Genomic DNA, 12,857 nt, shown 5'->3' on the forward strand with positions numbered 1-12,857 from the left:
TCAGTGGATCAATTAATCGTATCTAGCTTGCAGTTTCAGCTATATCAAAGTGGGGAGTGGGGGCTGGGGGATCTGGGGAGAATAACACCTGTCACCTGTCACCTGTCACCTGTCACCTGTCAACTGTCAACTGTCACCTACCTAATCTTGCTGCGGCAGTGGTAGTAATACGGTAAAGGTTGAGCCTTGCCCTTCACCCAAGCTTTCGGCTGTGACTGTACCACCATGCTGCTCGATAATATATTTGACAAGCGCTAGCCCTAAGCCTAAACCTTGTTTCACTGTGACGTTGTGCTGATCCTGGCGAAATCGCTCAAAGATATGGGGTAAAAATTCAGGTCTAATACCTTGTCCAGTATCGCTCACTTGTATGCGAACCTGTGAGTTGTACTCATTGAGCCGGATTTGCAGATGTCCCCCAGTTGGGGTAAATTTGATGGAATTTGTGAGCAAATTTAGAATAACTTGTTGCAAGCGAGAAAAATCTCCCCAAACAGGGGCAACATCTTGTAGTTGCGTTTCTATTTGCAGTGACTTTGCCTCGCTAGTGGGACGGACGGTTTCCACAGCCGTCTCTACAATATCTACTAAATTAACCAATGCGAAATCTAACTGCAACGTACCGCGCACCATGCGGGAAACGTCGAATAAATCTTCAATCAATTGCACCTGTGCCTGAGTATTCCGCAGGATAGTTTCCAATGCCTTTTTTGTTGTTGCGGCATCAAGCTGACGAGTTTGTAGCAGCTGTGTCCAACCTGTAATTGCGTTGAGGGGAGAGCGTAACTCATGGGCTATCAAAGCCACAAACTCGTCTTTAGAGCGGTTTGCGGCTTCGGCTTCGGCGCGGGCAGCCTGGGCTTGAGCTAAAAGCTGTTCACGTTCGATTTGGGCTTGTTTGCGTTCGGTAACATCAAGTGCCGCTAAAATTGCATAGCTTGGGCGTAGTGAGTCACCAAAATGCTCAAAGAACACCTGCTTACGTACATTGAGCCAACGCACTTCGCCATTGTCCCAAACGACGCGGTGTTCATGGGTAAACCATCCTGTTCCTTGGGGATCAAATAGCTGTTCAATTAACTCGGACATGATGACGCATTCTTCGGGATGAAAAGTGGCATGGAAGCGATCGCGCGTCACCACCAATTGCTCAGGGGAAAGCCCGTATAAAACCGCCGCTTCTGGGGAAAGTTGCACGGTATTGGTGATATAATCTACTCTAGCTAGGGCAATGCCTGCAACCTGCATTCCCAATTGCCATCGTCTCTCAGACTCCTGTAATTGCTGTTCATAACGTTTGCGATCGCTGATGTCCTGCACCATCACATTGATACCCAAGACTTGACCTGTGGCATCTTTGAGTGGATAATAGCTGGCAATCCAATCTTGCTCTGTTGTAGGTTGTGCTTTGGTGGTTCCATGAATCTCAATATTGAGAATAGGTTCTCCAGTTTGCATCACTTGCTGATGTAACGGTTCGAGGATGTGTGCGAGTTCCGGGATGAATTCGCGGGCAGTACGCCCCAGATGATCAGCCACACTCACACCGTTGATTTGGGCTAAACGCTCATTGATCCGGACATGACACAAGTTGCTATCGAGAAAACACAACCCTACCGGAGCGGTAGCATAAATACTTTCCAGTTCCGCCAACTGCTGACCAATGGTGGACTCGCGTTCCTCTAGGGCTGTCTTGGCGAGGATAATATCGTTTATATCTGTTGCTGCACCCACCCAAGAAACTACATTGTTTTCCTGGTCGCGCATCGGCAAGGCCCTGACAAGAAACCAGATATATTCACCGTCAAAGCGTCGTAGCCTCTGCTTGACTTCAAAGGGTATACTGTTCTGTAATGATTGATGCCACTGTTCTAGATTTAACGCTAGGTCTTGGGGGTGTATTACCTCTGCCCAACCCTGACCTCTGGCTTGTTGTTGTGTCTGTCCGGTAAACTTGCACCATTGTTGACTCGTCCAGGTGTTTGCACCTGCTGCATCTGTCTCAAACAGCAGACTCGGCACTGCTTGGGCGATGGTATGGCAGCGAACCTGGCTCTCACGCAATCGGTCTTCGGCGAGTTTGCGTAAGCGAAGCTCGTCGAAGACATCGCTAATTACTTCTGAGAAAACTATGATACCACCAATTTCTGAGGTGTCTGTGTACCAAGGATGAATTTCCCATCGCACCCAATCAATTGAGCCATCGGCACGGGGAAGGACATCTTCCTCACAGGCGGCAATGGCTCCTGCTAAACAACTCTGGTAGATTTGTTGCCACTGTTCAGGGACTTCGGGAAATATCTCGTAGTGGGAGCGTCCGACAATATCTTCACCTTCTAGCCCGTAGCTTGTCAACCAGCGATCGCTCACCAATACATACTGCATCTGTCGGTCAAACATTGCTACTCCCGCAGGCGCGTATTTGACAAACAGATTCAAGACTTCTTCGCGTTTGCTCAGTTCGGCTTCAATGCGTTTACACTCCAACTGGGAGCGTTTATAATCGGTGACATCACGCCAGGAAAGCACTAGTCCGTCATCAAGCTTGTTAACGCGGATATCATAAGCGTGGGTGAGACCTTGAGTCCCTAACACATCTGCATAAATTAATTCTTCTTTGACCAGCGCTGCTCCCTTCTCCACAACCCGACAGCATTCTTCAAACAGCCCAGTTTCTCTATAAGCTGGGAAGAGTTCGCAGAGACTTTTGCCAATGTCATCTGCACTCATCTGATGGGTTTTTAAAGCGGCCGCATTTAAGTAGTCAATCCGAAAGTCGAGAATCTGTCCTGTGTGATCTCTAATGGCACAGCATATACCAAAACAGTCTAGCATATTTTCAATAGAAATGCGAAACCGCTCTTCTTGGTGCTGCAAATCAAGTCGCAACCGGGCATTTTCGATCGCACTCCGCATTGATAACTGAAGCTGCTCTGGGATTAAGGTTTGCTTGATTAAATAATCTTCAGCCCCTAGCTTGATAGCACGCACAGCGATCGACGGGTCACTATCACTGCTGACCATGACTATAGGGGGATGAGTACCATCAAATCTGGTCTGCAATTCCTGCACGAATTTCAGCCCCATCACATCCGGTAGCCCATAATTAACTAAAATTCCGTCAACTTGCTTGTTCTGGCACATCAACATAGCGTCGGTGGCGGAATGTGCTTCTAGCAAGGTATAGCAGCATTTGGGATCGGAGAGCAAACAACGGCGGTACAATTCCCGGTCTGCGGAGACGTTTTCTACAATCAGCACCGTGTATGATGAAACACTCGTAACGCTAGTTTTGCTGACCAATCTCATGATTTACTCCTAGCTAGTCGTGAACAATTTAGGAATTAGCTCCTGAGATTCCATCTCAAGTATTCGGTAGATATGAAACGCAATACTTGATGCGAACTCTGACGCTGCTTGCCACAAAACCACATCAGGCGTGGCGTTGGTAATATAATCTTGTTGCTACTGGCTTTGTTCACACCATAAATCTCTCCAAGAGCTACTTGTTCACCTGTTTAATTAGATCAAGCTTTCACCCTTCTGTTAATGGTCAAGTTTCTCCTTGGGGCTGGATCATAACCTGCTATTAACCTATTAAATATATGGATGCTTTATTATACATAAATAACTTGTTTGTCAATACAGTCAAAGAGATATTTTTGTGAAAAAAATCTCACAGGTATGGCAGGGGACAGGTGATAGGGAACAGGTGACAGGGCTGAAAGCCTTTGGAATTAAAGGTTTTAAAATTGTATGATTTCCTAACCTATGCTTCGACTGCTATAGCTCTAACAATTAGGTAAAAGCTAATCAGTTTCACTTTATACTTTTATTACTTAAGTAAAGTAGAGAGGTGAGAAGTATCAATATTTAAAAAAATCATACGTGAAAATGCTCTAAAAAATTACGTATAAAGTATAACATTATATTATTGTGCGTGTAAAGAGAAATCGACTGTGAACTAACGCCTTGAGCCAAATAGTCAATTCACAGATATGGTATTTTTTTCATTCTTTGGCGATGTAGTAGGTTATTTAAGGCGCAACGCAAGTTTGTGTGAGGTCAGTTTTTGGAATATAGCGGATTGCAATCGGATAGAATACAGATTCATCTGCGTCCATCTGCGAACCCTTCGGGTTCGCGGTAGCGTTGCCAAGCATTGGCTTCTCTACGAGACGCTACCGCGAACGCCAACATCTGCGTTCAATCATTTTTTCTGTACCTCACTGACTTGAAAACCGCTATAAGTTCGTCGAGGCGATCGCAATTTTTGTAGCTATAACTTTTGGAAAGTTAGCGCATCACAAGTTATATCATGTCCGCTTAAACAGTTATCATAATTATATCTGAAAAAAGAAAGCGACAAATACGTGGGTAGGGGCGTACAGCTAGCTGTACGCCCCTACCGATAATGGTTGTGTTGCCAAGATTTTTTGAATCGGTATAATTTTTCGATTGCCCACTTTCTCAAATTTTTGGCTGATACTCTTGACAAAATCCTGCTCCAAAGGAATGAAACAGCCTTACCCCAAGGAGGGGAAGAGGTTTTTAGCTTTTTGACTAGAACTTTTGTAGTTCAGTTTATTTGTGTCTTCCTACTTATTAATTAGTAGTTTTTACTTGTACAAAAGCTTCTCTACCTGTAATCAATCTGGAGCGGCGATTGCGAGTAATATAGTTCCATGCCCACTGAAACACCACTAGCAATTTAGTGTCAAACTCTATGAGAAAGTAAATGTGAATGACTAGCCAAAATACCCAAGCTAGGAAACCTGTAAGTTTAATTAAGCCTAAATCTACAACAGCTAAATTTTGCCCAATCATGGCCAAACTACCCACATGATTGTAATGAAATTGTGGTAAAGTATGACCTTTAAGCCTACGTTTAATCAGTTTAGCTACGTACTCTCCTTGTTGTTTGGCTACGGGTGCAACGCCAGGTAAGGGTTTACCATCTTGATGAGAGAAGTTGCCTAAATCTCCCACTACAAATATGTTTTTATAACCCCTGATAGTCAAGTCTGGTTCTACAATTACACGTCCTGCGTGGTCGCATTCTACATCTGTACGTTGGGCTAAGATTTGTCCCATTGCGGAGCCTTTGACACCTGCTGCCCATAATATAGTTTGTGAGGGAATTTCTTTCACTTCTCCCCCTTGTTTGAAGGTAACAATGTTATTTTCAATGTTAGTCACCCTCGTGTTGGTGTGAATAACCACGCCCAACTTTTGTAAAGATATGGCTGCTTCTTCGGATAACTCTGGCGCGATATGTGGGAGGATGCGCTCACCACCCTGTAATAGTAAGATTTTCGTTTCTGAGGTGTCGATGTTGCGGAAATCTTCTTTGAGAGTTTTGTATGCCAACTCTGCGATCGCACCTGCTAATTCTACACCAGTGGGGCCACCACCCACAATCACAAAAGTTAAAAAAGCATTGCGTTTTTCGGGATCAGTTTCTTTTTCTGCTGCTTCAAATGCGCCAAATATCCGGCGACGCATTTCTATCGCATCTTCAACAGTTTTTAAGCCCGGAGCAAATTCTTGCCAGTTATCTTTACCAAAGTAGGAATGATTAGCACCTGTAGCCACAATTAATGTATCGTAATTGACAACTTGATCGCCCATGATCACTTGTTGTGCTTTTGGATCAATATCATTCACTTCTCCTAACAAAACTTTTGTATTCTTGCTTTTACTGAAGACAGATCGCAATGGTGAAGAAATATCACCAGGTGATAACGTTCCTGTGGCTACTTGATATAAAAGTGGCTGAAATAGGTGGAAGTTACGCTTATCGATGAGAGTAACATTTACATTTGTTGACTTGAGATTTTTTGCTGTGTATAGTCCACCAAAGCCACCACCAATGATAACAACATTATGTGGTTTATTCTTACCAAGCGCAACTTCCATAATAAATATTTCCTTCTGTTAAGAAAACTATAACTTTTATTAACAAAGATGTAGCAGAATCATGATATGGGTTGCCGTTAATTAAGAACAATTGAAAAAATCATGAAAGTAAGTAATCGCACAGAATTATTTACATTTACCAACTCCTGTTTATCCAAAAATTTTAAATTTAAAGTAAAACAATATTCCGCATAACACCCTGCTCTATTTTGTGGTCTTCGCTACGCTCTTGAATGGAGTTAGTAAGATAAACTTACTGAATTAGGGTAATGAAGTTACGGATTTTCATTCAGTTACAAAATAGGAGCAGCAATGAGTATAGAAAGCGCTAAAGTTATCTTATGGGAAGAGAAACAAAAAGATTATCTAAAAAAGTTTTATGATTTACAATTTGTTCCCAGGGTGGGAGAAGAAATATATCTTAATAGAGAAAATTGGAGGGTAACTAGAATTGAACATGATATAGAAGTGAGTGAAATTAATATTTATATAGAATTAATTAAAAAAGTGAAGCAGGATAAAATCTCAGATTCCGAAAAAACTAATAAATAAGCGTGAATTTAATTTGCAACTAATGCCAACCTCTTTGTTAAGAGGTTATTTATATATTGTAAATAAAATTACCTTAAACTTTGTGATGTGGGCATTGTGGCGGCGATCGCTCTTGTGCTTGTTTACTCGTAACCAAATTCATCCATAAATTGAAATTAGATGAAACTCTTGTAGGGTGAGCCGAACAGCCCGCCCTAGTGATGTAAGTTAAATGGGAACAACTTACTTATTTTTTTCTTTTATAAAAAATTTAGACAGATCATAACCAGGTTTTCGGGTAAGATTTTCACCCTGTTTCCTAACCGAAGGGCTTGGTCAATGTGTTCAAGGTAACTTTTTTTCAGCCACTGCATAGCTGAAAACTATTAGTATTAATTAGGGCTAATTTTTATTTTTAATAATACATCTGTCTATAGATAGATAGCTATTTAATCCAAAGAAATATTTGCAAAGCTATTTGAGTGGATGCTATTCAAATACCGATGCCTAATCATGCTCAGAAGTTCATAATATATATATAGAAGAGTCAAATAATTAACAAGGTGTTGTAGAACACCAGAGTTATTCTTAAGAGTACAGCTATATTAAATTACTAATGGAAGTTGTTTACTGGAATTACATAATTGCTCATAGCATTACTGCATTTTCATACTTGGGTATCCCCATAGTCATAGCAGTTTTATTTAGCAGAACTAAAGCAAATGTGCCTTCTCAATTTTGGTTAGCCTTTTTCTTATCAGGTGCATTTATCTTGTTTTGTGGATTTCATCATGTCTTAGCGATATTTGAGCCGCATATGCAAATGTCTTTGCTGCACTTAGGCGTACTCAACATCATGGCATTTATTTCTTTGTCTACCTTAATTTGGTTGATGCCAACCGCTTATCAAATTGTAGAGGTAATTGCCAAATTTCAAGAAGATGCCCGCCAACTTCAACGTAGCCAGCAGATGCAGCACCTGTTTTTAGACCAAGGCCCATTTGGAGCTTATATCAAAGATGAACAATCTAGAGTAATTTACTACAATCAAGAAATACAATCTAAGTTTTTGGTAGGCCCACTTGAATGGTTAGGAAAAACGGATAGAGAATTTTTGCCCGATCCAGAAGAGGGGCGGCAGGTCATGGAAAACGACCAAATTGTTTTGAAGAGTCAACGCCCATTAAAGTTAATTGAAGAGGTAAAGATACCGGGTAGTAAACAACCATATTACTGGCTATCATTTAAATTTCCCTTTAACGACCATACAACAGGAGAACGTCGCATCGGCGTAATTAGCATAGATATTACAGAATCTGTAGAAGCACAAAGACAGATTGTCGATTTAAGTCGGCAACTAGAACAAAAAACTTTAATATTAGAAGCCAAAAATCAGCAAGTTACATATCTGTCAGATATGGTGAATATGCTGTATACTTGCGAGTCTGAAGATGAAGTTTATCAAGTGGTGGCTTTGACTTGTACTAAGCTTTTTCCTAGTATGAGTGGTTGTATCAATATAATTGCTAATTCCAAAAATTATGTGGAGATGAAGACTTCTTGGGGAGGAGAAAAGCAAAGTAAAGAAGTATTTTCGCAATCTGATTGTTGGGCATTACGGAGAGGGAAATTAAACTTGTTATCGCCTCATAACATGGGGTTGATTTGTAGCCATTTAAAACAGCCTATTAGCGGCTCACATTTATGTGTCCCATTATTAGGACAAGTTGAAGTATTAGGTTTTTTACATATCCATACTCTTGAAGAAATAGGCGCAGAAGAACAACAAATTGCTGAGATAATTGCTAAATACTTAGCTTTAGCGCTGAATAATCTGTTAATGAAACAACGTTTAACCCATGATAACTTACGTGATGGGTTGACCCAACTATTTAATCCTAGCTATATGCAAACCATCACAGAGCAGAGATTAGCGGAGGCTGAACGGTTGGGACAGACCCTTGGTGTTGTTTTTCTTGATATCGATAATTTCAAAGGGTACAACTCGCGCTATGGGCATTTAACTGCCAACATTGCTATCAAGGCATTAGCGAAGCAACTTTTAAAATCTATTCGCTCCTTTGACATTGCTTGTAGATGGGGTGGTGACGAATTTGTGATTATTATGCCTAATGTTACACAGGAAACCCTCACTGAGCGAGTAGAACAACTTAGGCTAGAGATTTCTCAAATGCAAGTGGAGGATGGGGATCAGATTCTTGCAAGTATTACCGCTTCTTTTGGCATAGCTATATCCGAGCCTGGGATCACAGTAAAGGATTTACTGCATCGAGCAAATCAGGCGATGCTTGAGGCAAAGCGAACTTTTAAGAATCAGGTTGCTGTGTACACAAGCACCCATCACTAAATTTGGCATTGCAGTATGGAGGGAGGAATTGAGGTCAAATCATGCCGTAAATATGCCTGACTTTTCACTTCATTAAATATGCAACGCCCAAAACATGGTTTTGGGCTAATCACTAATATTTTCATTTTCATTTAATACTAAAGATAAAATTTTTAACAGTTCTGATAATGTGTAGGGCTTGGGTAAAAATGCTTTAATACCAATGCTAGAAACCTCAGTTATTTTTTCATTAGTTGCTAGCCCACTGGTAGCAATGATTTTGATACGTGGATTAATTCTTTGCAAGGCGCGAATAGTCGTAATGCCATCCATTTCAGGCATCATTAAATCCATTAGCACTGCACTAATTTTATCTTTGTGTTTGACATACTCTGAAAGCGCTTCGATACCATTAGAGGCGGTCAATACCTGATAGTTATAATCAGCAAGAGATATCTGAGTAATTTCCTGAAGCGAGAGTTCATCATCTACAACTAAAATCGACTCTCCATTGCCTGTGAGCAGTTCAATGTCTTGTGTTAGTTGTTGTTGCTGTTGTGTAGTTGTGAGTGCTGGTAAATATACTTGAAATTGGCTACCTTGACCTAGTGAGCTTTCAACATTGATAAAACCGCCATAATTTTTGACAATTCCCATTACCGTTGACAAACCTAACCCTGTGCCTTTGCCAGTTTCTTTAGTTGTAAAAAATGGTTCAAAAATTCTTTCTAAGATTTCTGGAGCAATACCAATACCAGTATCAACCACAGAAATTACAACATAATAGCCTACCTTTGCTTCAAAGAAGCTTTGAGCAGAGATTTCATCAATAAATTTATTAGCCGCAATAATTTTTAAAGAACCACCATAAGGCATAGCATCACGAGCATTAATGCAGAGGTTCATCAGCACTTGCTGTAACTGGGTTGGGTCGGCATAGACAGCCCATAAATCTAGGGGTAATTCTGTAGTAAAGTTAATTGATTTAGGGAATGTTTGTTGGATAATATGATTAATTTCGGCAACTACGTGCTTAATTTGTAAAATGATTAGTTTGCCTGATACACCCTTAGCAAAGGACAACACTTGTTTGATTAAATCAGCACCACGCTGAACATTGGTATCTAAGATTTTGAGTAATTGCTGAGTCTGTTGGTCAGAAAAATTTTTTTCTAATAATTGTAATGACATTAATATAGGTGAAAGCACGTTGTTGAGATCATGAGCGATTCCACTTGCTAATATGCCAATACTTTCTAGGCGTTGAGCGCGGAGAAATTGGGATTCTATTTGTTTTTTTTGTGTGATGTCGGTGTTACTTACTAAAAAGGATTTAGGCTGTCCTTGTTCATCACGGACTAAAGTCCAACGACTTTCTACAATAATTTTCTTGCCGTCTTTAGTTATTTGATTGATTTCACCTTGCCAAAAACCTTTATCAGCTAATGCAGCATGAATTTTTTCAAGTAACTGTAAGCTTTCTTCAGTGTTGAATAAAAGATTAATGGCATTTTGTCCAATAGTTTCTTGTTCGAGCCAACCATAGAGACGCTTTGCACTTTGATTCCAAAATAAAATCTGGTTGTTTAAGTCTTGTACGAGAATTGCGTCTGTGGCAATATCAAGTAATGTGGCTTGTTGGTGAATTTTAATTTCTGCTTGTTTGCGTTCGCGCAGCGCGGCTTGCCGTTCGCTAATGTCCATGACTACGCCAACCATGCGTATTGCTTTTCCCGATTGGTCATAAAATACTTGACCCTTACTACCTAGCCAAATTATTTCCTCTGCATCGATCAGGACTCGAAATTCTGTGTCATAATTCGCTTTCTGGGTGATGGCGTTCATCACTTCCATCGCTACCCGTTCACGGTCTTGAGGATGAATACCATTAAGAAAAGTTTGGTAGGTACTTGGAGAAAAAGTTGGAGCTAGTTTAGAGATGAAATTATCTTTGTTAGAGTAGGTTATTTGATTATTGACAATATCCCAATCCCAAGTAAACATACAGGCAGCTTCTAGAGCTAGTTTCAACCGAGCTTCACTTTCTTGCAGCTTGGTGATAGCATTTTTTTGTTCGGTAATGTCCCTAGAAATACCAACAATTCCTATTAATGTTCCTTGCTCATCATAAATGGGAGAGTCGGTGACTAATACGGGAAAAGCATTGCCGTTTTTATGTTGCACAATAAACTCGCCTGTCCAACTTTCACCTTGCTGTAGTTGAGACATAATCTCTGTTGCGTACTCAAGTGAAGTTACAGGTGATATCAAATCTACAATATTTTTCTGCTTTACTTCTTCGGCTAACCAACCGTAAAGAGTTTCTGCAAATCGATTCCAATAAATAATTTCTCCCTGCAAGTCGGTAGCAATTATTGCTTGCTCTACTGCTGAGAGTAAACCTGCTTGAAAGTGAATTTCTCGTTGGGATTGTTTGCGTTTAGTAATATCAGTAGCTGTGCCTAAAATCTGCACAGGTAAGCCATTGCTATTTCTAGTAAACACACACTCTCGGCTACGTAACCAACGCCAATCATCATCACTATGCTTCATTCGGTATTCGATTTCGACTACTTCGCCATCTTGCAAGCTTGGCAAAGACTTTAGGTGTGTGTTAACTCGGTCAATGTCGTCTGGATGAATCAGATTTGGCAGGACTTGTTCTTTCATCGTTTGAACAGCACAAGAGCTATAACCAAGAATTTCCTTTATTCGGTGATTGATATAAACATTGCGCTGTTCAATCAAATCGTATATGTATATGATTTCTGGTGTTGTTTCGAGAATTTTCTCGACAAAATGCTGTTTTTGTTGAACTGCTGCTTCTGCCTGCTGGCGATGGGTGAGTTCGGTTTGTAGTTGGGCGACTAGTGTAGATTGTGCGATCGCAAATGCCGCTCTTTCTGCTTGCTGCTGAGATAGTAACTTTTCTAATTGGGAAAAATTTTGGCGCAGTACCGCTAACTCTTCCATGAGCTGCTCTTTGGTCTTTTGCTCATCTGTCATAGCTTTAGAAAGTTCGATTAGCGACGGGCAGTAAATCAAATATACGATATTTGAACACTATACCTTAGATTGAATAGTCCCCTTAGCGGATATTTGTAAACGATTATGAAGGGGTCGCATTAGTTTTGGCAATAGTTGACAAGATTAGTTACCCATGAGAGGGCTGGAATACAAAATGCGATCGCCTGCTTTATATTCCAAGCGATCGCATTGACGACAAACCTCTATAAGCATCTGATATCAGCTTGGTAACATACTAACATATCTGTATGCCGTAATCAAAAAATTACATCAGGTTCAGGTTACAGGTTACAGGTTACAGGTTACAGTGTTGAAGGTATGTTGGTACATAACTTTTTGCATATGCAGTCTGCTGTAAGTCAAATAATTAGCCATCAGCATATTCAAAATTGTTATAAATCTAAATAAGCCGAGAGATGTTGAACGAGAACGATAAGATACTTATGCAACCAAAAACCAGAAAATTCCCCAACCAAGCGTTAGGTGCAAAGATTTTTCATTCTGTTAATATCATTAGCTTATTCCTCATGCTTACCAGTGGGTTACAAATCTACAATGCAAATCCCGTTTTTGGTGGACGTGCAGGTTTCCACATCCCACCCATATTTACTTTAGGAGGTTGGTTAGCCGGAGGTAGACATTGGCATTTTGCCGCCATGTGGTTATTTTCTGTCAATCTTTTATGGTATGGAATTTATATTTTAATTACCCGACGTTGGCGACATCGGTTTGTTGGTACTAATGACCTCAAAGCATTACAAAAAAGCCAAAACCCTAAGCGTCTAATTTATGCTTGGCATCGAATTGTTTATACATCTATTATCCCGATCTCGCTATTGGCAATACTTACAGGTATAGGTATGTATAAACCTGCTCAATTTCCTTGGATTGTCGAGATGTTTGGCGACTGGCAAGCATTAAGAATTGTACATTTTGCCTCTGTGCCACTAGTGATTATATTTACAATAATTCACTCAGCATTAGGGCGACAAGCTGGGGGTGAGCAATTAACAGAGTCAATGTTTTGGTAAAG

7 protein-coding genes are annotated in these 12,857 nt (G+C 40.5%); 4 read left to right on the forward strand and 3 right to left on the reverse strand.

The window, feature by feature from the left end:
• Positions 1-141: 141 nt before the first annotated feature.
• Positions 142-3,309 carry a PAS domain S-box protein gene (locus H6G83_RS09805; RefSeq protein WP_190470633.1) on the reverse strand — a complete coding sequence of 1,056 codons (3,168 nt, stop codon included), beginning with the start codon at positions 3,307-3,309 and terminating at the stop codon, positions 142-144.
• Positions 3,310-4,605: 1,296 nt separating this feature from the next.
• The gene (locus H6G83_RS09810) at positions 4,606-5,919 is read right to left on the reverse strand and encodes an NAD(P)/FAD-dependent oxidoreductase (RefSeq protein WP_190470636.1); all 1,314 of its coding nucleotides are present in this window, start codon (positions 5,917-5,919) and stop codon (positions 4,606-4,608) included.
• A 312-nt stretch (positions 5,920-6,231) separates the two neighbouring features.
• On the opposite strand from H6G83_RS09810, the gene H6G83_RS09815 reads away from it, so the two are divergent.
• The 3 genes from H6G83_RS09815 to H6G83_RS09820 all read left to right on the forward strand — a co-directional run bounded on the left by H6G83_RS09815 (position 6,232) and on the right by H6G83_RS09820 (position 8,818).
• A complete protein-coding gene (locus tag H6G83_RS09815; RefSeq protein WP_190470639.1) occupies positions 6,232-6,471 on the forward strand; it encodes a hypothetical protein in 240 nt (79 codons plus the stop codon).
• A 22-nt stretch (positions 6,472-6,493) separates the two neighbouring features.
• Positions 6,494-6,619 carry a hypothetical protein gene (locus tag H6G83_RS35865; protein ID WP_277876302.1) on the forward strand — a complete coding sequence of 42 codons (126 nt, stop codon included), beginning with the start codon at positions 6,494-6,496 and terminating at the stop codon, positions 6,617-6,619.
• Positions 6,620-7,066: 447 nt separating this feature from the next.
• Entirely contained in the window at positions 7,067-8,818 is a 1,752-nt protein-coding gene (locus H6G83_RS09820; protein WP_242044515.1) for a sensor domain-containing diguanylate cyclase, read from the forward strand.
• Positions 8,819-8,923: 105 nt separating this feature from the next.
• On the opposite strand, the gene H6G83_RS35245 is transcribed toward H6G83_RS09820, so the two are convergent.
• Complete coding sequence (locus H6G83_RS35245) at positions 8,924-11,803, reverse strand: hybrid sensor histidine kinase/response regulator (RefSeq protein ID WP_242044516.1); 2,880 nt, start codon at positions 11,801-11,803, stop codon at positions 8,924-8,926.
• Between the two features lie 464 nt (positions 11,804-12,267).
• On the opposite strand from H6G83_RS35245, the gene H6G83_RS09845 reads away from it, so the two are divergent.
• A complete protein-coding gene (locus H6G83_RS09845; protein WP_190470643.1) occupies positions 12,268-12,855 on the forward strand; it encodes a cytochrome b/b6 domain-containing protein in 588 nt (195 codons plus the stop codon).
• Positions 12,856-12,857: the final 2 nt, after the last annotated feature.

Origin of the sequence: Anabaena azotica FACHB-119 (assembly GCF_014697625.1) — a bacterium.
In the GTDB taxonomy this organism is placed as follows: domain Bacteria; phylum Cyanobacteriota; class Cyanobacteriia; order Cyanobacteriales; family Nostocaceae; genus Trichormus; species Trichormus azoticus_A.